At 66.7% G+C, this 23,280-nt stretch carries 14 protein-coding genes and 1 tRNA gene; 5 read left to right on the top strand and 10 right to left on the bottom strand.

From position 1 onward, the window contains the following. Window positions 1-83: 83 nt before the first annotated feature. The 3 genes from MNR00_RS09630 to MNR00_RS09620 all read right to left on the bottom strand — a co-directional run bounded on the left by MNR00_RS09630 (window position 84) and on the right by MNR00_RS09620 (window position 10,148). Window positions 84-9,044, bottom strand: a complete 8,961-nt coding sequence (locus MNR00_RS09630) for a DUF5979 domain-containing protein (RefSeq protein ID WP_241925715.1) — start codon at window positions 9,042-9,044, stop codon at window positions 84-86. Window positions 9,045-9,130: 86 nt separating this feature from the next. Then, entirely contained in the window at window positions 9,131-9,607 is a 477-nt protein-coding gene (locus MNR00_RS09625; protein WP_241925714.1) for a carboxymuconolactone decarboxylase family protein, read from the bottom strand. A gap of 49 nt (window positions 9,608-9,656) precedes the next feature. Further along, entirely contained in the window at window positions 9,657-10,148 is a 492-nt protein-coding gene (locus MNR00_RS09620; protein WP_241925713.1) for an Lrp/AsnC family transcriptional regulator, read from the bottom strand. A 112-nt stretch (window positions 10,149-10,260) separates the two neighbouring features. On the opposite strand from MNR00_RS09620, the gene MNR00_RS09615 reads away from it, so the two are divergent. Together MNR00_RS09615 and pepN are read left to right on the top strand one after the other, a co-directional pair. Further along, a complete protein-coding gene (locus tag MNR00_RS09615; protein ID WP_241925712.1) occupies window positions 10,261-11,460 on the top strand; it encodes a PLP-dependent aspartate aminotransferase family protein in 1,200 nt (399 codons plus the stop codon). Between the two features lie 76 nt (window positions 11,461-11,536). Then, the gene (gene pepN / locus MNR00_RS09610) at window positions 11,537-14,041 is read left to right on the top strand and encodes an aminopeptidase N (RefSeq protein WP_241925711.1); all 2,505 of its coding nucleotides are present in this window, start codon (window positions 11,537-11,539) and stop codon (window positions 14,039-14,041) included. Window positions 14,042-14,050: 9 nt separating this feature from the next. On the opposite strand, the gene MNR00_RS09605 is transcribed toward pepN, so the two are convergent. Beyond that, window positions 14,051-14,686, bottom strand: a complete 636-nt coding sequence (locus MNR00_RS09605) for an MBL fold metallo-hydrolase (RefSeq protein WP_241925710.1) — start codon at window positions 14,684-14,686, stop codon at window positions 14,051-14,053. Between the two features lie 146 nt (window positions 14,687-14,832). On the opposite strand from MNR00_RS09605, the gene MNR00_RS09600 reads away from it, so the two are divergent. From MNR00_RS09600 to MNR00_RS09590, 3 genes are all read left to right on the top strand, one after another. Further along, window positions 14,833-14,905: transfer RNA gene (locus MNR00_RS09600), tRNA-Glu, on the top strand. 167 nt (window positions 14,906-15,072) lie between these two features. Next, the gene (locus MNR00_RS09595) at window positions 15,073-16,500 is read left to right on the top strand and encodes a cellulase family glycosylhydrolase (RefSeq protein WP_241925709.1); all 1,428 of its coding nucleotides are present in this window, start codon (window positions 15,073-15,075) and stop codon (window positions 16,498-16,500) included. A gap of 3 nt (window positions 16,501-16,503) precedes the next feature. After that, a complete protein-coding gene (locus MNR00_RS09590; RefSeq protein ID WP_241925708.1) occupies window positions 16,504-17,925 on the top strand; it encodes an MFS transporter in 1,422 nt (473 codons plus the stop codon). Here the strand turns inward: MNR00_RS09590 and MNR00_RS09585 are convergent. Genes MNR00_RS09585 through MNR00_RS09560 form a run of 6 tightly spaced genes read right to left on the bottom strand, consistent with a single transcriptional unit; the run spans window position 17,894 to window position 23,155 of the window. Next, a complete protein-coding gene (locus MNR00_RS09585) occupies window positions 17,894-19,144 on the bottom strand; it encodes an MFS transporter (protein ID WP_241925707.1) in 1,251 nt (416 codons plus the stop codon). The two genes, MNR00_RS09590 and MNR00_RS09585, sit on opposite strands and share 32 nt — an antisense overlap. 1 nt (window position 19,145) lies before the next feature. Further along, window positions 19,146-19,685, bottom strand: a complete 540-nt coding sequence (locus MNR00_RS09580) for a helix-turn-helix domain-containing protein (protein WP_241925706.1) — start codon at window positions 19,683-19,685, stop codon at window positions 19,146-19,148. Between the two features lie 59 nt (window positions 19,686-19,744). Beyond that, window positions 19,745-21,121, bottom strand: coding sequence for a hypothetical protein (locus MNR00_RS09575; RefSeq protein WP_241925705.1), 1,377 nt, complete (start codon window positions 21,119-21,121; stop codon window positions 19,745-19,747). Beyond that, window positions 21,118-21,468, bottom strand: a complete 351-nt coding sequence (locus MNR00_RS09570) for a PadR family transcriptional regulator (protein ID WP_241925704.1) — start codon at window positions 21,466-21,468, stop codon at window positions 21,118-21,120. The genes MNR00_RS09575 and MNR00_RS09570 overlap by 4 nt, the downstream gene beginning before the upstream one ends. 32 nt (window positions 21,469-21,500) lie before the next feature. After that, window positions 21,501-22,604: a DUF4349 domain-containing protein gene (locus MNR00_RS09565; protein WP_241925703.1), complete on the bottom strand. Its 1,104-nt coding sequence runs from the start codon at window positions 22,602-22,604 to the stop codon at window positions 21,501-21,503. Further along, window positions 22,601-23,155, bottom strand: coding sequence for a sigma-70 family RNA polymerase sigma factor (locus tag MNR00_RS09560; protein ID WP_241925702.1), 555 nt, complete (start codon window positions 23,153-23,155; stop codon window positions 22,601-22,603). The genes MNR00_RS09565 and MNR00_RS09560 overlap by 4 nt, the downstream gene beginning before the upstream one ends. Between the last annotated feature and the right edge of the window lie 125 nt (window positions 23,156-23,280).

The following is a 23,280-nucleotide window of genomic DNA, read 5'->3' as shown; positions in this document are numbered from 1 at the left end:
TCGGCGCTCAGGCGAACGCGTCAAGTCGATGAGAACGGCCCCGCGGACGTTGATCCGCGGGGCCGTTCTCGTCGTACCGGGTGTCAGCTCAGTCGACGGCGGCGCTTCGACGCGATCAGTATCAGTCCGATCACCAGCAGTCCGATTCCGAGCGTCGTCGCGATCGCGATGTTGCGGAACTCGGCACCTGTCGCCGGCAGCGGCGCGATGAACGTGTTCGTGAACGAGATCGACACGTGGCCGGATGCCAGCGTGACCGACCCGGTGGTGCCGTTCTGCTCCTCGCCGTCGACCGTCATCGTGGTGCGGTCGGCATCACCGGCATCCGTCTCGGTGACGGTGCACTCGCTGCCGGCCGGCAGGTTCTCGATGTCGGCGGTCAGCCGATCCGGGCCACCGATCCGATAGGTCGCGTCGTGCACGACGAGTCCGGGCTCGGGATGCGACGGGTCGATCAGCACACACATCACGTCGACGGGGAACGTGCGGGTCACGGTCGACGCCGCCGATCCGTCCACGATCTTCGAGATGCTCAGGGCTGCCACACCGAACGTGTTCGTGATGGCCACAGAGCTCTGGTTCTCTGCGTCCGTGTTCGGCAGCGGTGCGAGTGCAGTCGTGGTCGCCGCCTGCGGATCGCCTGAGGCGCCCGCTTCTGTGACGACCATCGTGGTGCTCTCGGCGCCGGCCGCATCGGTCTCGGTGACCCTGCAGTCGGCGCCTTCCGGCAGTTCGGTCCACGTGACCGTCTCGCCGTCGGCGATCGACTGCGTCATCGGCTCGAGGGCAGTGACCTGCTGCTCGTCCCAGATGCAGGCCAGCGTCACGTCGAACGGTCCGTACAGGACTGGCTCGCCGTCAGCATCCACTGCCTCGGACTCGACCGCCTTCGTCACAGACACCTGGGCGAGGTTGAAGGTGTTGCGCACTTCCAACCCGGGCTGCGGCTGGTCGTCGACACTCAGGATCGTCGGATCCGTCTCGACGGTGAACGTGTAGCTCTCACCGTCTCCGGCGACGACATCGCCATCGGCGTCGAGGATCTCCGTCGAGTTGGCTCCGCCGGCATCCACCTCGGTGAGGCGGCAGTTCGCGCCGGTGGGCAGGTTCTCCCAGAAGGCGGTGGGCGAGTCCGCACTCACCATGCGGATGCGTCCGTCCGGGATGTCGACGGCTTCGCCGTCGCGCAGGCAGACCAGGCTGAGCTCATAGGCCGACGTGCCGAACTTCTCGGCGCCGTCACCGGCGAAGGTCTTGGTGACCTCGAGCGAGCCCGTGAGGTACCAGTTCGTCGCCGTGACCGTCACGAGACCGCCCTCCTCCGGAACGATGCCTACGCCGACCGAGGTGTCCTCACCGTCATTCGGCTCGATCACCACGGCGTCAGCGCCGTTCAGGTCGTCCTCGACAACCGTGCACGCGGAGCCCTTTACGACGTCCTGAACCGCTGAGGACCAGCCGTTCTGGGCATTCAGCTCGACCTGCGCATCGAGCACCACCTCATCTGCATAGGTGCAGGTGACGGTGAAAGTGAAGGTCTGGTCAAGGCCGTACTGGTCTGCACCGGCCCCCTCGAACTCCTTCACGAGCACCATCGCCGTCGAGTCGAACAGGTTCGTGTAGGTGACCGTGTTGATGACGGCCGTGCTGTCCGGCTGCATCTCGGGGATCACGACGGTGCGGGTCTCCTGATCGATCTGCGGTGCGTTCTCTCCGTCGGCTCCTGGCACATCCGCCTCGGTAAGCGTGCCATCCGCTCCGCGATCGTCTGTCTCGGTCACGGTGCACTCCGAACGCGCCGGGATCCCCGTGATCGTCTCGGTCTCGCCGCTGTCAAGCGTGAACGTCTCGTCGACGACCGTCTCACCCTGATAGGTGCAGACGACCGAGAACTCGAACTGCGTCGGCACGTACGGGCTGGTCGACTGCAGCACCTTGCCCACCTCGAGCGAGGCCCACTCGTAGGTGTTCTCGATCTCGAAGGCGAAGGTCTGGTCGGTCTCCGTGACTGTGATCTCCGACGGCGTGATCGTCGTACCGGTCTGACCGGCGTCGTCCTCAGCCACGGCGCACACTGAGCCCACCGGCACATCGTCGATCACGACAGGTGCCTCACCAGGAACGATCGTGACGGCACCGTCGTCGACAAGCGGCACTGCGGCGCCCTGCCAGGTGCACGACACGGTGGCTGTGAACTCGGCCGGCACGGGGAAGCCATCCGGGGCATCCACTGTCTTCTCGACCGAGATCGCACCGTTCGCGAACTCGTTCGTGACCGTCACGACGACCGGTGAAGCGCCCTCACCGATCGTCACCGGCTGGTCAGGGCTGATCGTGTGGCCAGTGGCGTGCCCGTCGTCGGTCTCGCTGACAGTGCAGGAAGCTCCGGTGGGCAGCCCTTCGTAGAGGGCAGTGCCGGCGCCGATGATCGTGCGAGTCGCGCCGCCGGGGACTGCGACATCGACGGCCTCGCCGTTCACCTGGCGGGTGCAGACGAGGCTCACTTCGTACTCGAACGTCGTTGCCGGATCGAGGGCGTTCGCGGGGGCGCCGTCGAGAGCCTTCTGCACCTGCAGGGAGCCGACGGTGAACGTGTTGGTGATGTTCGCCTCGACAGGAGCGGTGACGTCATCGCCGACGGTCACCGTGACGCTGCCGCTGGAGTCGTTGGCACCGCCGCTCTCGGTCTCGGTGACGACGCACGTCGCGCCGGTCGGCAGGTTCGAGACCGTCCAGGTCGGATCATCACGACTCAGCGTCGTGGATCCCTCGAACACCGGGTTCGGCGTCGCGCCGTCCAGCGTGCATGTCATCCCGACCGTGAAGGTGCTGCCGCCCCAGGCGCCTCCGCCGGACCCGGCGATCACCTTCGTGACCTCGACAGCGCCGACCGTGTAGACGTTCTCATAGCCGACCGTGGTCAGCGCGATGGTGGATCCCGAAGCGTAGGGGAGGATCGTGAACGATGCCTCCGATCCGGCCTCAGGATCGCCGGCAGTGCCGTTCTCAGTGATGACGACTGTCGTATTCGCAGCGCCACCGGCGTCGGTCTCGGTCACGGTGCAGTCCGCGCCGGCCGGGATGTTGGAGAACGTCTTGCTCTCGCCGTCCTCGAGGGTGAATTCGAGGTCGCCTGCCGGAATCGCCTCCTGGTCGAGATACGTGCAGCTGGCTTCGAAGCTGTACGTGCGGTCGTAGGCGATGGCTGTGCCGTCCTGGTTCTCAGCCCCGCCATCGTCCACGGACTTCTCGACGGTGAATCCGCCGGCTGCGTACGTGTTCGTGATCTCGAACGATGCTGCCTCGACGTCACCAGTGTACGGATCCCAGACCGCGTCATCCTGTGCGATGTCGCGCTCGGCTGTGACGCCGTCCTGCGGATCGACCGTCACAGTCACGCCGGGGATCACTGGATCCTCGACGACCGTGCACGTCGCGAACAGCGGCAGGTTCACGGGCCCTGTCGTGCTGTCGTAGACCAGCACGGTGCCGTCGGCGTCGACCGACGGGCGACTGGCATCCGACCCATCGGCGTGCAGCAGCGTCACCTCCTCGCCACCCGAGGTGCAGCTCACCAGCATCGGATACTCGGTCGGCAGATCGATGCCGACCGAGAAATCGGGCGCGTCCACCGACTTCTGCAGCAGCAGCTGACCGGTCGACGTGGCCACGCCGACCTTCTGCGGCTCGACCACAAGCGACGGGCGCTCCTGCTGGGTGACTGTCGCATTCGAACGCGAAGCCGTCGCAAACGAGTTCCAGGCGACCGGCAGCCCGTCCTCAACCGCGGACGCGGCAGGAAGCTGGTACGGCGTCTGCGTGTCGAAGGTCAGCCGCAGCGTCTCGCCGGGGCGCAGGCCGGGGGCGGGCGACAGATCGTCGTCATTGCTGTATACGAGCACCAGCAGGACGCTGCGAGCACCCTGCAGGGTGGCCGGCGGCGTTGCGTCGGTGGCCTCGTGCCAGTCGAAGTCACAGCTCGGATCTTCGGCGGTCCCTTCGGTGTAGACCTTGATGGCGTTGGTGTTGCAGGCCTGACTGAGCTGCTGAGGGGAGAGAAGAATCTTGTGAGTCGCGTGCGCACTGTCGATCAGGCTGTCGAAGTTCGCGGTCAGAGTGCTGGTCAGTGTCACGGGGAACTCAGACCCGCGATCACCCGGCACGATCACGCCCTGGTCACCGACCGTCGGGAGCGTGTCGAGAGATGCGACGACACGGGCGCTGGTGTTGCCGGTGTTCGTGAAATCCAGACGCCACTGCTCGGTGCCGCCCGGCCGCGTGATCGGGGCACATGGGTACGAGTAGTAGCCGTCGTCGGTGACACCCGGTTGGCTGGCGTCGCATGCCGCGGCATCGCCGGTGACATTCAGCACTCCGAGATCGTCGTCGCCAGGGATGGCCGGGTCACCGGCATCCACGCCCTTGACGTACTTCTTCGCAGCGATCGTGGCGGAGGCGAGCGGTGCGACCTCGGTGTCCGCTGAGCAGTCGGCGACTCCGTTCTCGACGGGCTTCGCAGTGAGGTCTTTGCCGTCGACGACCGTGGTGCCCTCGCACGTCTCGAACAGGCGGTCCGACGTCACGGTCACCTCGTTGTTCACGACGGTGTCAGGAGTGACGTCGTCGCGGAACTTCAGCGGCGCGTTCACCGTGAGCGTCCAGCCGGCCTCGAAGACGAAGTCAGCGGGCCCATCGATGCTGAGCTCGCCCGTGGTCTCGTCGAGCGATGCTGTGAAGCCTGGATCGCCCGTCGGCGCTCCACTGCCGGTCAGCGTGAACGTGTATGCCGTGGGATCGGGCTCGACGAGCAGTGAGCCGTTGGCATCGGTCTCCACCTGGTCCACAAGGTGGAAGCCGGTCATGTCCCACTGCCCGGTGTTCGTCACCGTGATGACGTACGGGATCGTCCCACTGGGGCTTACTAGCGCCGATGCACCTCGCGTCTTGGTGATCTTCACAGCGTTGGGGCGGTGCAGCACTTTCGTGGATGCTGCCTCGTGGCCGGTCTCGGTGAAGGTCTGGCTGCCGAACTGCGCTTCGCTGTACGACTGCACGTCGTCGCTGATCACGCCGAGGTCGGACTCGTCGGGATTCGGCTGCAGATCGGGGCGTGTGGTCGATACGAGGACGGCCGGGTCGCTGCGGAGGTACTCTCTGCGATCGGTGGACAGCTCGAAGTTCAGCTGGGGGTTGTAGGGGCGCTCCCACTGCTGCACCACGTCGGCGTCATCGACCTGCTGCGCGCGGAAACGCACGCCCACGACGGTGTCGGGGTCAGTGACGGCAGACGGCAGATCGAAGACCTCCGTGTCGCCGGGAGTCGCGTCGACCCAGTCGCCCAGCTGCCAGCAGGCCGACGAGTCGGTGATCGGCAGGCCGTTGCACGTCTCGACGAGGGCGCCGCCGACCGAGGTGAACACAGTGCCGACGAGCACGTCCATCGCGACCTGGTTCACTGGCGCCGGCACCACGATCTGCGCACCAGTGAAGTCCATCGTGTTCCAGAACGTCGGGGTCTTGTCAGTGAGGGTGAACAGGGTGGTGCGGGCGGTGCCGTTCGGGCGGCCGCCGAGCGTGGTCGTGTACGCCTTCGACTCATCCTCGTAGATGGACTCGGGGTCGATCACCTTGGTCGTCGTGATCGAGTAGCTCGCATCCACAACGATGAACTCATCGCTGGCATCGGCCGCTCCTGTGCCGCATCGGTTGTCGGTGCAGTCGTCGAGAACGGGGCTTTCGAGCTGCGTGTGCGTGTTGTTGATCAGAGTGTCGCCGTCCGGAGTGACCGTGACTGCCGTTCCTGGTGCGGAGCGCAGTGCGTCGCGCAGCTGCCAGGTGAAGGTCACCTTTCCCTGCGCGGTCGACGGGATGGCTGCCGCGCCGTCGGCGGAGCGGAAGGCGACGGACACTGCTGTGACGTCACTCAGATCATCGGGTCCCAGCGCGAGCGCCTCGGCGTAGGTGTAGTCCTGGGTTGCCGCGCCACGGGTGAGGGTGACAGTGGTCTCAGCCTCACTGATCCCGGCGGGCCGCACGATGGCGTCGATGTCGTACAGATTCAACGTGTCGAAGACCGTGTCTTCCAGCGCTTCACCTGCGGTCGGCTCGTCGATCACCATGCCCGACACCCGAGCCGCTGACCCGTTGGTCGCCGTGATGGTCGCGCTGATCAGCGGGTAGTCAGAGGGAGCCACATCGCCACCTGGATCCGGCAGACCGAGTTGATCCTGGTCGAACTCCTTCTTCAGATCGGCGTTGATGGGCTGGTCGACGATCAGGATCGTGTCGTTCGCGACGTCGACGTCGTCGACTCCGGTGGACTCGTTGACGCCATGCGCGCTGGCGGTGTTGTCGACCAGGCCGGTCTGATCGGTGTTGTAGGTGTAGCTGTGCAGGTCGCCGAGCACCCACTGGTCGGGATCGCCGCGAAGCGTGTCACGCACGCGGAAGTCGAGGTCGAACGGGCGACGCTCGTACGAGGACCCGACGCCTGCGCCTTCGACCTTCTCGGTGAGCACGACGCGCACAGCGAGGGCATCCGCGCTCTGTTCGTCGGTCAGGGTGTAGCCGCCGAATGCTCCGTCGCAGCCGTCAGCACAAGCCTGGTCGGTGATGTTCGTCCAGCCTTCGTCGGCGAGATACAGCGACACCTCGGTGATCTCGTCGTTCACGATCAATGGATCGGTCTGAGGTGTGATGGGGTCGATGCGAACCAGGTCGAAGGCGTCGTACACCGAGTCGACGGTGGCGGTCGGATCCTCGGTCTCCGAGATATCGGTCAGCGTCATCTCGGTGATGTTCAGACCGTCGGTCGACCACCACAGACGCGCGGTGCGCACTCCGGCGGAGAGTGCAGGCACGTCATCGTCCGGCGTCCACTCCTTCTCAAGGAAGTCCGCGCCGGGACCATCGCCGTCGATGGGAAGGACTGTGATGTCGTCGGCCGCGGTGTCGGTCTTCTCGCCGCCGGCATCCGGATTGTCGACGAGGGACTGCGCTGTGTTGGTGAAGGTGGCCTGCTGCTCCTGCGGCTGGGTCACCTCGATGCCGACGTGCGTGACCACGGTGAAGCCGGGGGCAAGCAGGTCGGGGCAGTTCGCAGAATCCATCGGCAGGTACTCGAACTGGATCCCGCCGATATCGTCCTGCAGTTCGGCCGGGATCTGGTAGGACCAGAGGGCCTGCGGGCCTGGGATCTCCGTGGCGTCCGGGAAGTCGGTCCAGTCGCCGTTCGTCGACTTCGGCCAGTAGCGCACGGTCAGCGTGGTGCACTCCGGAATGTCGGTGTTGTCGATCTCGGTGGCAGTGAAGTTGTTCCAGAAGGGGGTGTCGAGCGCGGGGAACGCAGGATCCGAGATGACGAGCTTCTCAGAGCCCGCCGTCGATTCGGGCGTGACGTTGCCGGTCAGAGTCATGTCGGCATCGGTGCCGGGAACACCCCAGACGGTGTCAGGGGTGATCGCCTTCGTCACTGAAGTGTCGAGCGTGAGCGGAGCGATCGTGAATGGGGCCGACGCGTCGTCCTCACCGGTCTGGCCGCGGGTGTTCTCGACCTCGGTGTCGACGACGTTGGTGCTCGCGACAGCGTCCTCGGTGGGCAGCGCGGTGACGTCGAGGGGGAGCGTCGCGTAGGCGCCCGAGACGATGTCGTCGCCCTCTGCTGAGTACACCACGGTGAACGACTCGACTGTGCAGCCGTTCTGGGGAGCCGGCAGGGTGTTCTTCGTCGTCGTCGACTCGGTCGTCGAGTCGCAGTCCGAGTAGTTGTACGTGATCTCGGCTGCGGTCGCTGCGACCGGCCATTCGATCCCGTCGCCGAATCCGTCGAAGCTGAGGCCCTGCTCGGTGAAGGTGGCGCTGCCTGCAGACGGCTCGGTGATGGTGAGGGTCTGCACGTTCTGTTCGCCGACAGTGGCCTTGATGTTGGCCGTCGTGCTCTGGCCACTGACCAGCGTGTTGTCTGCGAAGGACTTCTCGATCGTGACGTCGGGCTTGCGCTGCGCGAGGATGATGCTCGCGTCGTCGGTGACGGGATCGCTGGTCGTGCCGTTCTTCGACACAGTGCTGGACGCGTCGTTGGTGACGGTCACGTGCTCACCGTCGGGAATGTCAGTGACCGTCTCGTTGGTGACGGTGTGGACCACGACCTCGCCGGTCGCCTCCGGCGCGAAGTCCCCGGTGAACGTGATGCGGATGCCACCGGCGTCGGAGATCGGAGTGGGGGCGGTCTCCGTCCATCCGCCATTCACCCAGTACTCGGTAGTGGTCGCGGTGGTGCCTGGCGGTTCGGTCACGTCGTAGCCCGTGATGTCGAGATAGCCGTCGAAGTCGCCGGGCGGGTTGATCGGATCCTGCACCACGATCGTGTCGACGTTCTGGTTCGAGTTGTTGCCAGGTGTGACTGTCCAGTCGATGGGCTGAGCCGGCACGGCCGGCAGCGTGCCGGAGGGGCTGACGGTCTTCTCGATGGACGGGAGCAGGGTCGTCTCAATGGCCAGGGTGACATCGGCGGGAGCGCTCGCGGGCGGGGCGTTGGCGCCATCGACGTTCGCGGTGTTCCTGACGCTCTGCCCATCCCAGGTGCCGTCGGCGGTGGGCTTGACCATGGCGTTGACAGTGATCGTCATGCTGTTGCCACCAGGCCACGTCGCCGGGGAAGCGCTCAGATCAGCAGCGGGCTTGACGGTGAAGCTGTTCTCGTCGGTGTCGATGGCGAGGTCATACTCTCCGACCGGCTGTCCCGCGGCGGCGTTCAACTGCACGGTCACCGCAGGTGTGATGCTCGGGTTGAGCATCAGCGGCTCAGGGAGCGCGTCGCTCAACACTGTGTCGTCGCAGCCGCCCTGGTTTGTGGAAGAGCAGTTGACGGTGATCTGGTACGTGATCGTGTCGCCGGGGCCGAACGGTCCGGACTCCACCACGCTCTTGCTGATCCCGTAGGCGGCCGTGTCGGCGGCAGAGGCGGGAACCGCCCCGACGAAGATCGACGCGAACACGAGCAGGATCGATGTGATGCCGGCAAGCAGTTTGCTGCGACGCTGCATGGTCTGGGCCCCCTGAGACGCAAATGTCGCGGTCAGCCTACGTTCAGCTCAGAGAACGTGTCTACCGGCATACCGGAATGTCACCCTCAACGGGTGAGAGGTTTGCCCTCCGAATCCCGCGGTCGCACCGGGTGCTCGCTGAGGATCGAGACGCGGTTGAACATGTTGATCGTCAGGGCCACCCACTCCGCGGCCACGAACGTGTCGTCGCCCAGCACGCTGCGTGCTCCAGAGAGATCGGCCTTGTGCTCCTCGCTGAGCGGCAGGCGCGTCGAGGCCTCGGCGACGGCGATCACGGCACGTTCGCGCTCGGTGTAAAGCGTCGATTCCCGCCAGGCCGGCAGGAGGTCGAGTTTCTGCTGAGTGACGCCGGCCTCTCGCGCCTCGCGCGAGTGCAGATCAAGGCAGAACGCGCAGGCGTTCAGCTGAGAGGCCCGCACCTTGATCAGCTCCGCTTCCTGCAGCGTCAGGCCCAGACGGTCGGCCTCCTGACCGACCACTGCCGAATAGGCGGATGCCGCCTTCCAGATCTCCGGGGCAGCCTTGTCAAGATACGGTCGCATGCTCTCTCCTTGCGTCATGTCAGCATTCGATCATGTGAACGGCATCCGATCACATTCCTGGCCTCGGCACGACTCCGGCGCCCTCGCGCAGCTCGAAGACGAGCTGCGTCTCGGTGGCGCGCACGATCTCGTGCACGGTGATCTTCTCCAGCACGATGTCGCGCAGCGCTGCGGCATCCGACACGGCCACGTGCACCAGGAAGTCATCTGCGCCGGCGATGTGGAAGACCTGCAGCACGCCGGTCGTCTCCGTCAGCGCGTCGAACAGTGCATCGACTCCCACCTTGTTGTGGTTGCCGAGCCGCACGCGGATCATCGCCTGTACGGGGGACCCGACGGCCGTCGGGTCGACATGCACACGCGGTGCGGAGAGGATGCCACGACCGCGCAGTGTGCGCAGTCGGAATGCGCAGGTGGATGCCGGGATGCCGAGACCAGCGGCGATCTCTTTCACCGAGGCGTCCTGGTGCTCGATCACGGCACCGAGGATGCGCAGATCCAGGGCATCCACGCCGCTTGCGCTGTGCTGTGCTGCGACCAATTTTCGCTCCGATATCCGCCGTTCGTTGTTCACTGAACAACATAGACCGACGAGAACCGCATGCGCGACGATCTCGCTGGCACTGAGCTGTGGACTGGAGCAGGATGAGCGCATGTCCGACAAGCCGCTGCATCCCGATACCGTCGCCGTCCACGCCGGCCGCTCCGACTTCGCCGCGCTGGGCGTGCACGCGGCTCCGATCGATCTGTCATCCACCAATCCGCTGCCAGACATCCTGCACGGCGGTGACTCGTACGAGTCGATGGCGAACGGCGGACACCCCCTGCCCGACGGCGGCAACGTCTATGCGCGACTGTGGAACCCCACTGTCGCCCGCTTCGAAGAAGCCCTCGCCGAACTCGAGCACGCTGAGGCTTCTGTCGCCTTCGCCTCTGGTATGGCCGCCACCACCGCGGCGATCCTCTCGCACACCACCGGCGCCGGCAAGCGGCATATCGTGGCCGTCCGCCCGCTCTACGGCGGCACCGATCATCTGCTCGATTCCGGTCTGCTCGGCGCCGAAGTCACCTTCTGTCATGAGGACGAGGTGGCAGCCAGCATCCGACCCGATACTGGCCTGGTCATCCTCGAGACGCCGGCCAACCCCACTCTCGATCTCGTCGACATCGCCGCTGTCGTCGCGCAGGCCGGCGGCGTGCCGGTGATGGTCGACAACACCTTCGCCACGCCGCTGCTGCAGAACCCGCTCGATCTGGGAGCCGCGATGTCGCTGCACAGTGCGACCAAGTACATCGGCGGGCACGGCGACGTGATCGCGGGTGTCATCGCCTGCTCCGAGCAGACCGCAGAGGCGCTGCGCCGCGTGCGGGCCATCACGGGCTCGCTGCTGCACCCGCTCGGTGCGTATCTGCTGCACCGGGGGCTGGCGACTCTTCCGATTCGGGTGCAGGCGCAGCAGGCTTCGGCCCGCATCGTGGCGGCGAAGCTGCAGGACAACTCCGCCGTGCTCGAGGTGCGCTACCCCGAACTGGATGACACCCGCGGCCTCGTCGGCCGACAGATGCGCGGCGGTGGCGCAATGATCGCCATCCGTCTTGCCGGCGGATACGCCGCGGCGGAGGCGCTCACCGGCTCGGTGCGCCTGTTCACGCACGCCGTGTCGCTTGGCGGGGTGGACTCGCTGCTGCAGCATCCGGCTGCCTTGACCCACCGCCCTGTCGCGCCCGACGCGCGCCCTGGAGCCGACATCGTGCGGCTGTCGATCGGTCTCGAGAACGTCGAGGACCTGCTCGCCGATCTTGAGCAGGCGCTGTCGAAGGTCGATGCGGTCGCGGCCCACGCGACCCGCTGACACATCTGCGGCGATCGGCGGAACGCGCGCCACGAGACGCAAAGCGTGAGCGGGGCTGTCGTGACACGATGGGGGGATGAACTCCCCGAACGTCTCCGCGAACCTCACCAGGGAAGAGACCGCCCAGCGCGCCGCATCCATCACGCTGCGGGATGTGCGCGTCGAGCTCGACCTCACCGGCGCCCCCGAGCACGCGCGCACGGGATTCCCGAGCACCACGACACTGACGTTCGACGCGAAAGTCGCCGAGACGTGGCTCGACTTCATCGGCGAGTCGGTGGCGAAGGTCATCGTCAACGATGAGGACCGCGAGGTGCGCTACGACGGCGCCCGCATCCGGCTCGACGGCTTGGCGAGCGAGAACACCGTGCGCATCGAGGCCGTCGCCGCCTACAGCCGCTCCGGTGAGGGCATGCACCGCTTCGAGGATCCGGTCGACGGCGAGACCTACTTGTACACGCAGTACGAACCGGCCGACTCGCGCCGCGTGATGGCGTGCTTCGAGCAGCCAGATATGAAGGCCGCGTTCACTTTCGAAGTGTCTGCGCCTGCCGGATGGCACGTGCTGTCGAATCAGTCGCCGGCGAAGATCACCGAGGGCATCGGCGTGCAGTGCGTGGAGTTCGCACCGACCCTGCCGATCTCGAGCTACATCACCTCTGTCGCCGCAGGGCCGTACGCCCGACTCGACGGCGAGTGGTCGCGCGACGACCAGCACATCGCCCTCGGGGTGCTGTGCCGTGCGTCGCTCGCCGAGTACCTCGAGGGCGACGAGATCATCGAGATCACCCGCCAGGGGCTCGATTTCTTCACCGATGCGTTCGCCTACCCCTACCCCTGGGGCAAGTACGACCAGATCTTCGTGCCCGAGTACAACCTCGGCGCGATGGAGAACCCTGGCCTGGTCACGTTCACCGAGGCCTACATCAGTCGCGGTGCCGCCACCGATGCGCAGCGCGGCGGCCGGGCGAATACCATCCTGCACGAGATGGCGCACATGTGGTTCGGCGATCTCGTCACGATGCGCTGGTGGGATGACCTCTGGCTCAAGGAGTCGTTCGCCGACTACATGGGCACGCACGTCTCCGTCGCGGCTACTCGCTTCACCGATGCCTGGGCCCGATTCGCGAACAGCCGCAAGTCGTGGGCATATCGCCAGGATCAGCTGCCGACCACGCACCCGATCGTCGCCGACATCCCCGATCTCGAGGCGGCCAAGCTGAACTTCGACGGCATCACCTATGCCAAGGGCGCATCCGTACTCAAGCAGCTGGTCGCGTTCGTCGGAGAGGAGGCGTTCTTCGAGGGTGCCCGCCGCTACTTCGCCGCACACGCCTTCGGCAACACCACGCTCGACGATCTGCTCGATGAGCTCGAGGCCGTCTCAGGAGAAGACCTGCGCGCCTGGTCGCGCGCATGGCTCGAGACCAGCGGCGTCTCGACGCTGTGGCTGGAGTCGGATGCTGACGGAGGACGCGTTCTGGTGCAGGACAGCGGCGCTGTCGCGCCGCGCCCACATCGTCTGCGCGTGGGCCTGTACGACCTCACTGACGGCGCCCTCGTGCTGCGCGAGCGAATCGATGTGCGCATCGATCAGGAGCGCACCGAGGTGCAGATTCCGGATGCTGATCTGACGCTGCTCAACGACGATGACCTCACCTACGCGAAGATCCGCCTCGATGAGCACTCACTCGCCTCCGTCACGGAGTCGCTGTCAACGCTCTCCGACGACCTCGTGCGCGGACTGGTCTGGTCATCGCTGTGGAACGCCACCCGCGACGGCGAACTCGCCGTCGAGCGCTACCTCGAGATCGTGCGCCGCCATGCGCCGGGGGAGTCGAATGTGGGACTGCTCGGGGCCGTGCTGATGAATGCCGAGTTCGCCATCGAGAACTATGCGGCGGATGCCTCGCGCAGCGACGAGCGCCGGGCGTGGGTGGATGCGACCTGGTCGGCGATGCAGGCCGCGGATGCCGGGGGAGACGCCCAGCTCTCGTGGGCGCGCGCATTCGCAGGCGCCTCGGCGTACGACGACTCGCGCGCGGTGCAGGTGCGGGCGATCCTCGACGGCGATGCGCCGCAGGGACTGCCGATGGATGCCGACCTGCGGTGGCTGCTGCTGACCGCTCTGGCCACGACGGGGCACGCAGATGCCGGTGACATCACGGCAGAGCGCAGCGCCGACGACACGGCGGCCGGACGCACGGCCGAGATCCGAACACTGGCATCCCGCCCCGATGTGGCGATCCGCGCAGCCGCGTGGGAGTCGGCGTGGAACGACCTGACGCTGAGCAACGACCACCTGTCGGCGACGATCGGCGGATTCAGGGCCGGCGGGCGCCGTGACCTCATCGCGGGCTTCGATGACGAGTACTTCGCGCGTCTGCGCGGCGCGTGGGCCGACCGCAGCATCGAACTCGCGCGGCGGCTCGTTCTGGGGCTGTTCCCTGAGAGCGAGACGACCGATGCCGTGGACGCCTGGCTCGAGCAGAATGTCGATGCACCCGGGGCGCTGCGCCGCCTGGTGATCGAGCAGCGCGACGAGCTCGCTCGCGAACTGCGCGTGCGTGCAGCCCAGTAGGCGGCGCCGTCAGACCTCGAACGACATTCCCGGATCGAGCTCGAAGAACTCTCCACCGTTCTGCTCCGTCGCCCACTGCAGGCGCTGGCGGTGCATGTTGCGGCCGATCGGCGAGAGCGTCATGTCGTGCGTGCCGAAACAGCGGCGCGGCGCGATCGCGAGCACGAAGTCCATCGCCTCGCCGATCTTCAGCCACGGCGCTCCGAGAGGTGCAGCCAGGGTCGGCGCGGCGACGTCCTCGGGAACCGCGTACGAATCACCGGGATAGTACAACTCCTCGTTCACGAGCACGCCGACGTTGCGCACCTGCGGCAGTGACGAGTGGATGACGGCGTGCTCGCCCCCGAAGAACCGCAGGGTGAACGCGCCGGCGCTGTGGGTCTCTCCTGGGGCGACGATGGTTACCTCATGCTCCGCTGCCGCGGCGACGACGGCCGTGCTCAGGATCGGCACACCTGGAGCCGCCAGCCGGATCTGCTCCAGATGTGCGGCTGTCCAATGGTCGGGGTGTTCGTGGGTGATGACGACCCCCACCACATCGGACAGTCCGTCCAGGGGAGGGGTGAACGTCCCGGGATCGATGAGCAGCGTCTGGCCCGCGTGTTCGAGGCGCAGCGCGGCATGCTCGTGTTTGGTGATGCGCATTCCCGCAGTCAACTCCGGGGAGTCGCACAGAGCAAGCCCCCTGCCGCGACACGCCCGTGGTGCCCGCAGGCTGCACCCCGATTTGGAATCGTCGGAAATGCCATGGCATACTTGAACGGTTGCAAGGACGGCCTGAAAGGCCGGACGGCCCCATCGTATAGCGGCCTAGTACGCCGCCCTCTCACGGCGGTAACGCGGGTTCGAATCCCGCTGGGGTCACAACAACAAGCGAAAGCCCTCCGATCACTCGGAGGGCTTTCGTCGTCTGCGCCTGTTGCTGTGCGACTTCTGGGGCGCGCCTCGCTTTCGCGTCCGCCCATCCGTCGGGACTGGGACGATCGACCCAGTTCCGTGTATGTTCTTAGCAACCAATGACGGAGGCGACGATGAAGTTGCGATCAGACGGACATAAGCTGCGGGACGCGAGCGGGCGGCACCGTGTGCTGCACGGGATCAACCTGGTGGCCAAGGGCAACCAGCGGCCCGCTGGCAGTTTCAGCGACCGAGGGTTCCGCGGCGAGTGGACCCCGGATGACATCGCCGATCTCGCCGCCAGGGGATTCACTCTGATCCGCCTCGGTGTGATCTGGGCCGCGGTCGAGCCCGAGCCGGGCCGCTATGACGACGATTACCTGGACTGGGTGCGCAGCCAGCTCGACCTCATTCACGGGGCCGGGATGCTGGCGGTGCTCGACTCCCACCAGGATCTTTACTCGCAGGCCTTCAGCGACGGCGCTCCGACCTGGGCGACACTCACCGATCAGGAGTTCTCCGCCACCGAGCTGTGGAGCGACGCGTACCTGGCCAGCCCCGCGGTGCACGAGGCGCTCGATCGGTTCTGGTCGAACGCAGGGGGTCCGGGTGGCATCGGCCTGCAGGATCGATTCGCCGCGATGTGGGCGCACGTCGCCACCCGCCTGCACGATCACCCTGCTGTCGTTGGCTACGACCTGCTGAACGAGCCCACGCCGGGCAGCCAGGCACCAGAGACCTTCGCCGCGCTGATCGGCGCGTTCGCGACCGTCACCGGACAGGACCCGGAGCAGGTGTTCGCCGACTTCGCCGACAACGAGGCGAAGTTCGCGCAGCTGGGACGACTCGACGATCCGGAGGTGTACCGTGCGGTCGGCGACGCCGTGCAGCCGCTCGTCGCGGCTTTCGAGAACGAAGCCGTCGCGCCGCTCATGGTGCGCGTGCGCGACAGCATCCGCTCCGTCGACCCGATCAGTCTCATCCTGCGCGAGCACTCATACTTCGCCAACATGGGCATCCCCTCGGGGCAGCCCGCGCTCGGCGACGCGAACGAGGTCTACTCACCGCACGGATACGACCTCACAGTCGACACCCCGGCGATCGCTCTGTCGAGCAACACCAGGGCCGGAACCATCTTCGCCCGTCATGCCGAGACCGCCGATCGTCTCGGCATGCCGGTGATCGTTGGTGAGTGGGGTGCGCTCGATCTGGGTCCCGGCGTCACCGGTCACGCCACTTTCCTGCAGGATCTGTTCGACGAACGGGGCTGGTCATGGACCTATTGGTGCTGGCAAGAGGGATTCGCGGGCTCTGAGGCGGCAGCGAGCCTGACCCGACCCCGGCCGATCGCCTTCGCCGGCGACGGCGTGCAATGGCGCGCCACGGCGGACACGCTGCACGCGCGGTGGCGGGGAGCTGCAACAGCGGAGCCGTCGGTGTTCTTCGCGCCCAGCGGTCAGGTCACCGCCCTCCGCAACGGTGCGGCGACTGAAGCGACGCGAACCGGGTCGTGGGTGAGCGTGCCGGCAGCAGAAGGTGACTTCGAACTGACGGTGAAGTGAGCCATGGCGCTCACGTTCAAGCAGAAGGCACTGCTGGCGACGCCGCTGCCCGCGAGCTGGGTGTCGACCGTCGTCATCCACAACGTGTACGTGAAGTTCTACACCGACGTGATCGGGCTCGACCCGAAGTACGTCGGCTGGGTGTATCTCGCCTTCAACCTGTGGAACATCATCAACGACCCCATCTTCGGCGTGATCCTCGACAAGATGCGCTACAAGCCGAAGAAGGGCAAGTTCCTGCGCGTCATGCGGATCACCGTGCCGTTCATGCTGCTCGGTCTGGTGGCGATGGCATGGACTGATCCCTCCTGGCCGGAAGCGGTCATCCTCGGGGTGTTCCTGTTCGAACTGTTCCTCTTCGACGTCGCGGCGACGTTCTACGTCATCTCTGCGACCAGCTGCATCTTCCTGGCGGCGCCAACGCGCGAGGACCGCATCGACGTCGAGGTCGGCAAGACCTGGATCGGCAACATCGCCTCGGCGTTCGCGACGATCGTCGCGACCCAGCTGCTGGTGGGGGATGCCATCACTGAGCGGACCACGATCGCGGTGCTGCTGATGGGGGTCGTGCTGCTGAACGGCGTGCTCTATCTGATCCCGCTGATCGCTCTGAAGGATCGGCGTGAACTGTACGAGCAGGGCGACGCCGGCGAGGAAGCGGTCACATGGGCGCAGCTGAAGGCCGATGCGAAGACGATCTTCCGGATGCGGGCGTTCTGGGCCTGGTCCGCATTCACGGCCACGGCGATGGCGCCGATGGGCATGTACTTCACCGCCTTCCTGTATTTCATGGACCATGTCGTGCGCAGCACCGGCACCGAGGCGACGATCGCCGACACCGGCTCGATGGGGGTCGTGCTGCTCGCCCTGCCGCTGTTCGCACGCATGATCAAGCGGTTCGGCAGCCGCACCAGCATCTTCATCGGACTGGTGCCCTATGTGGTGGGCCTTGCCGCCCTGTTCTGGGTGACGGCGTGGTGGCAGGTGCTGCTGTGCTACGTCGTGCTCATGGCTGGTCGGTTCACCATGAGCACCGCGGGCATCGCCCTGGACGGGGCGCTGATCGACGACAATGAGCGCGCCACCGGCGTGCGTAAGACGGGCTCGTTCATCGCGCTGCGCACCCTGCTGTCGGCACCGCTGATCGGCACGCAGACCGCGATCTTCATGTGGGTGATCTCGGCCTACGGCTACGACCAGAACGCCGACCTGCAATCCGAGACCGCCCAGTTCGGCATCCGGATGGCAACCGCGGGCGTCCCGATCATCTTCGCCGTCATCGGTGCGATCGCCCTGATCTTCCTGCCGTACACGAAGGCGATCGAGACGAGCCTGAGCGAGTACTCGCTGCACCGTCGCGGTGACGTGGCGATCGGCCGTGGCGCGGCCGAGGTCACTCCGCAGGCGACGACACCCTCAGCGTGATCGCCCGCAGGCGGGGGTTGCGCAGCGGGAACGACATCAGCAGCACCAGCGCGCCACCGTAGAGCGTGAATGGGAGCCACGTCGGCAGCACTGTGGCCAGCAGTCCGAACAGCGCCATGGCGAGTGGCATGAGCACGTCGTCGCCGAGTCGCGTGAGCGATGACATCCGACCCAGATAGTCGGGAGCGATGGTGGCGGCGAACGTCGCGCCCAGCAGCACCGAGGCGAAGCCGGCGGTCAGCCCGATCAGCACACAGCCGATGCCGACGATGATCGGTGACCCGATGCCGACCAGGACGATTCCGACACCCTGCACCACCAGGGCCCAGAACGCACCCATCGCCTCGTGGCGCGGGCGCCACCGGATCACGGCAAGCGCGCCGAGCATGGCCCCGCCGCCGACCAGAGCCTCGAAGATGCCGACCGCGCCGGCGCCCCAGCCGTGAGCGGTGGCCTGCAGTGGCAGTCCGATCGCCAGGGCCGGACCGACTGCAAGGTTGAGGCCGGACAGGGCGATGACCAGCGTGCGCGAGGCCGAATCCGAGCCGAGGTGGCGGAAGCCGGATGCCACTCCCTGCAGCACGCTCTCTCCCTGCGTATTGCGGGGGAGTGCGAAGCGCGGGCGCAGCCAGATCGCGATGAACGCGATGACGACGGTGAACGTGATCGCATCGGCCGCTGCGCTGCCTGGCATCCCGCCCCAGGCGACGAGGAAGCCGCCGATCGCGGCGCCCGCCATCGTCCCGAGCCGGCTCAGCGTCTGGCTGAGTGCGGAGTACGACGGCAGATCGGCCGGCCGTACCAGCTGACGAGGCATCGTTCCGGCAGCCGGCTCGTAGAACGCGTCGCAGATGCCGAACGCGACCGTCGCGATGAGCAGGACCGCAACGGTGGGCTCTGTGGTGAGGATCCACACCGCCGTCACGACCAGCACCACGACGCGGATGCTGTTGAACAGCAGCATCATTCGCCTGGCATCCACCCGATCGGCGATGGCGCCGCCGATCAGCAGGATCACCGCGCGGGGGACGGTTCCGGCGGCCACGATCAACCCCGCCACGGCGGGGGAGGCGATCTGCACGGCCGTCCAGGCCACGGCGATCGTCCAGACCGCATCGCCGGCATCGGAAAGAGCCTTCACGACCAGCCAGGTCTGCACCATGGCGTCGCGACGGAAGGCGGGCGGTGTGCGCAGCAGCACGGGTTCGCTCGTGGCCATCTCACACCTCCGTGGGGAAGCCGTGGGCGAAGAAGAACACCGGCATGCGCTGCTGCCCGTCTGTGCGGTCGATCGACGCACGCCACTCATCGAGTGTCTCGCTGAGGCGCCGCGACAGATCGAGCAGTTCTTCGGGCGTCGCCCAGGCCAGGGTGTCTGTGGCGAATGCCTCGACGTCGGTCGACGGACTCACGCGGTTCCACTGCTGTAGGCGTTCGAGCTGGTGGCGCACGTTCAGGCGCTGCGCCTCGCGGGCAAGGTACGCGTCGGCGGGGGAGTCGGCGAAATCGCTGCTCGACCAGCTGAGCGACCTGCGGATCAGCCGCCACCAGCTGGTGCGGCGGTCGCCGGCGGGGTCCTCGACCTGCTCGACGACCTCGGCGCGCTGCAGCATGCGCAGGTGGTGGCTGATGCTGCCCACTTGGGCGCCCAGCGCACGCGCCAGGCCCCCCACCTGCGCGGTCTCATGCAGCAGCAGATGGTCGACGATGCGCCTGCGCAGGGGATGGTGCACGGCGGTGATGACGGAGATCTCTTCCACGTCGGCAACGCTAAGCGCACTTGCCGATTCTCACAAGAGTTCTTGTATACCCCGGAAAATCAACGAACTGGCTGCATCCTCTGAACGGTCGAATGTCTCTCGGTGCGCAGTCGAAGCCCCCAGAACGTCATCACGGCACCCACGATCGGCATCACCAGGCCAGCGGCGACGAGCAACAGCCAGAGCGGCATCAGCGCGGCGATCGCGACGGACGCCGCAAGCAGTATCCGCAACGGATGGCGAAGTCGCAGCAGACCCCAGGTCATGATTCCAGCACCTGCGGCAGCTGGAAGCACAGCAGCCCAGGGGAGATCGCCAGAGCCGGCACTGCCCGACAGAGTGGTAATCGCTTGAATGGCTGCGCCGCCGCCGATGAGCAGCGTTCCGACTGCCAGCGGAGCCGCGCTGGCAGGTCGTCGCTCCATAAGCATCCATCCGATCGCGAGCATCGTGGGAAGACCTGCGAGCGTCCCAGCGCCGAGCCCGATCTGCATGGCGCGGGTGGCGTCGATTCCCGGGACGAGGCTGGCGCCGACCAGGGCGAACACTGCGCACCCGATGCCGATCACCGTGCTGAACGAGGCGATGAGGCCGGCGATGCGCCGCCGGGGCGCGCTGATTGTGTGCACCGAGTTGCCTTGCGCTGTGTATTCGTCCGCATCTGCAGAACCACGTGAGTCCGCTGGCGAACGTGGCGCGTTCGCGCGAGCAGACAGCAGAACACCGGTCACGATGAGGCAGAGCGCTGCGAACAGTCCCGCGAATGGCGAGACGGCCGTGACGCCGATGATCGGAGGGCACACCACGGCAGCCACGACGGCCGTCGCCATGCGGGCTGCGCGTGGCAGCGCCCGCGTCGCGTCGCAGATGACGAGCGCGATCGCCGCACCCCCGACCGCCCACGCGGTAAGGAAGAGCGGTACGAACGACTGTGCGAACGCCGTGCGGGCCGATCCGGCATCCGCCTCGTCGAAGCCCACCGACCACGACCAGGCCGTGAGGAACGCGAACACCCATGACGCCGCTGCGAGGCTCAGAGCCGGCAGTGCCCGGTCAGGGCGCAGCGCGCCGATGTGACGCAGCACGACGATGAGCGCCGCGCTCGCGAGGATGCCAGCGACTGGCAGGCTCAGTGCCAGGGGGATCCACCCGCCTCCGAACTGCGTGATCGCAGGCACGCCGGTCAGAGTGAGCAGCACGGCTATGGCAGAGCACAGCAGCGCGCCGAAAGCGGCGAAAAGCGCGGTGCGCAGGGTGAAGCGCTCTCCTGTGCCGTGCAGGATGATGCTGCGGATTTCGGCCCGGGTGGGACGTGAGCGCCCCTCGGCTTCGGCGGCATCCAGTGCCATGCCCAGTAGCACCTCACCGTGCGCTGCGCGCCACGCGCGGGGGTACCACCGCAGCAGCCGTCGATAGCGGGTCTCCAGATCCATCATGCGAAGGCCGCCGATGCCCATGCTGCGCGCGGATTGCCGGCCAGACGCTCCGTTGCGATGCGCGCCCTGGCCTGCAGGGCTTCGGCCTCCTCGCGCAGCGCGATCGTTCCCGCTTCGGTCAGCGCGTAGTAGCGTCGAGCCCTGCCATCCACGACCTCCTCGCCGTCCGCGCGGACCAGTCCGCCCTTTTCCAATCGCTCGAGGGTCGCGTACAGCGTCGGCACTTTCAGCGTGGCCCGCCCGCCGCTGAGCTGGGCGGCGTCCTGCATGATGCCGTAGCCATGCCTGCGCCCGCCGGCGAGTGCACTGAGAATCCAGAACGAGGGTTCGCTGATCGAAGTGCTCATGCGTCGAGCATATATCGGGAGGGAGAGTATCGCTACTCGGATGCCTCCGGCGCCCCTGCCGCGGGAGTCCTGCGTCGCCGGACCAACCAGATCACCAGCACGACGACGCCGGCGATCACCAGCCACGGGAGCAGGAAGCCGACGGCGACCACCACCGCGTTCAGCGACACGATCAGACCGTTCCATCCGGCGAGCAGTCCGTCTGTGAAGCCGGCCGGATCAGCGGTCGTCGTCGTCGTCTGCTCGGTCAGCTGAATCGAGATCGTCGCCATGGCCACCTGCTCGCCGATTCCCTTCAGCTGCTGCTGGTCGCTCTCCAGTTGCGCCTGCCGCTGCGTCAGGGCGGACTCCGCGGCGATCAGATCAGCCACCGAAGCCGACTTGCCCATCAACTCGGTCAGTCGCTTCACGGAAGTGGTCCCAGAATCGACACGCGCCTGCAGATCCACGACGGTCGAGGTGACATCCTGCCGCGACACCGACGAGCGCAGCACTTCGCCCTCGTCACCCACCGCCGACATCACCGCGGTCAGGTCCGCCGCAGGAACGCGGATGCTGATCCAGCCGCTGCCGGACTGCCGTGGCGCTCCTGGTACCGTCTCCATCGCGGCATCCGGCGAGAGGCCGACGTCAGTCGCCTCCACATAGCCGCCGTTATCCGCGGCGAGAGCGCCGAGGGCATCCACCGACCGCGCCACGTCCTGCACCTGCAGCGTCATGTCTGCTGTGGAGATGATCTCTCGCCCCTGATCCTCAGCAGCCGCGCCGGCCCCTGTGGAGGCGTCGGCGCTCGATGCCTCGGCGTCACCGCCGGCGGCTCCGTCGACAGCCATGTCGGCGCCTTCCGGGCTGAGCGGAGCTACTTCGCGCACGGCGGAGTCGTAGGACACCGCGCCCACCCCTGACGGCGCGACCGCGTTCAGCAGCGGTGGCGCGATGAGGATGCCGCCGACGAAAGCCGCGGCGATTCCCAGCCCAGTCACCCAGCGCCGTCGTCGGCGACGCGCGCGGACCGCGGTGCTTGAGGTCGCCGCAGGCATCGGCCGTTCGTCGTCGATCTCCGCGAAGACCGCGCGCTCGATGCGGGCGATGCTCTGCTCGCTCAGCGGCGGCAGCTCCATCTGGTTCTCGCTCATGCGTCTCTCACTTCCTTCACCGCACCCCGCAGGCGCGTGCGTGTTCGAGAGAGTCTGTTGCGGACGACGGCGTGGCTCACGCCGAGTTCTTCGGCCGCGGCCTGATACGCGTAACCGTTCACTGCACACAGGCGGAAGATCTGCTGATCGAGCTCGTCGAGCAGACCCACCTCTTCTGCTATCCGGTCTGCGAGCGCCGCCGAGATCACCTGGTCCTCGACGCTCACCGTGTCGGGGAGCGCCTCATCGAGGGCATCCGCGGTATTGGCGCGGTCGCGGCGCAGCAGCCTCAGCCGGTTCGCCGACTGAAAACGGCAGATCGTCGCCAGCCACGGCAGCAGCGAATCGTTCACCAACTCAAGCCCCGGCAGCTTGCGCCAGGCGACCGTGAAGGTCTCCTGGGTCACATCCTCGGCATCCGCGGGCGAGCCCAGGATGCCGTGTGCGATCCAGTACACCGGCTTGACGTGTGCGCGATAGATCGCGCGGAAGGCATCCTGATCACCGGATGCGGCCCGTGCGGCCCAATCACGATCCTCGCTGCTCGGCATTCCCATTCCGATCGCCCTGTGTCACAACACTGTCTCTCACCTGCACAGTGTCGAAGAATCACCCATCGTCTCAGATTCCGGTACGATCGTTCGAGCGAAAGGGAGTATCCCACTTTCGCGCGGAT

It is taken from the genome of Microbacterium sp. H1-D42, assembly GCF_022637555.1.
Classification (GTDB): domain Bacteria; phylum Actinomycetota; class Actinomycetes; order Actinomycetales; family Microbacteriaceae; genus Microbacterium.
Note: the sequence above shows the minus strand (reverse complement) of the source record. Positions and strands in the feature narration are given on the sequence as shown.

Excerpts from the sequence above, each read along its gene's own strand:
- MNR00_RS09630 (WP_241925715.1), bottom strand. The coding sequence starts at position 9,044 with ATGCAGCGTCGCAGCAAACTGCTTGCCGGCATCACATCGATCCTGCTC.
- MNR00_RS09625 (WP_241925714.1), bottom strand. The coding sequence starts at position 9,607 with ATGCGACCGTATCTTGACAAGGCTGCCCCGGAGATCTGGAAGGCGGCA.
- MNR00_RS09615 (WP_241925712.1), top strand. The coding sequence starts at position 10,261 with ATGTCCGACAAGCCGCTGCATCCCGATACCGTCGCCGTCCACGCCGGC.
- pepN (WP_241925711.1), top strand. The coding sequence starts at position 11,537 with ATGAACTCCCCGAACGTCTCCGCGAACCTCACCAGGGAAGAGACCGCC.
- MNR00_RS09605 (WP_241925710.1), bottom strand. The coding sequence starts at position 14,686 with ATGCGCATCACCAAACACGAGCATGCCGCGCTGCGCCTCGAACACGCG.
- MNR00_RS09595 (WP_241925709.1), top strand. The coding sequence starts at position 15,073 with ATGAAGTTGCGATCAGACGGACATAAGCTGCGGGACGCGAGCGGGCGG.
- MNR00_RS09590 (WP_241925708.1), top strand. The coding sequence starts at position 16,504 with ATGGCGCTCACGTTCAAGCAGAAGGCACTGCTGGCGACGCCGCTGCCC.
- MNR00_RS09585 (WP_241925707.1), bottom strand. The coding sequence starts at position 19,144 with ATGGCCACGAGCGAACCCGTGCTGCTGCGCACACCGCCCGCCTTCCGT.
- MNR00_RS09575 (WP_241925705.1), bottom strand. The coding sequence starts at position 21,121 with ATGATGGATCTGGAGACCCGCTATCGACGGCTGCTGCGGTGGTACCCC.
- MNR00_RS09570 (WP_241925704.1), bottom strand. The coding sequence starts at position 21,468 with ATGAGCACTTCGATCAGCGAACCCTCGTTCTGGATTCTCAGTGCACTC.
- MNR00_RS09565 (WP_241925703.1), bottom strand. The coding sequence starts at position 22,604 with ATGAGCGAGAACCAGATGGAGCTGCCGCCGCTGAGCGAGCAGAGCATC.
- MNR00_RS09560 (WP_241925702.1), bottom strand. The coding sequence starts at position 23,155 with ATGCCGAGCAGCGAGGATCGTGATTGGGCCGCACGGGCCGCATCCGGT.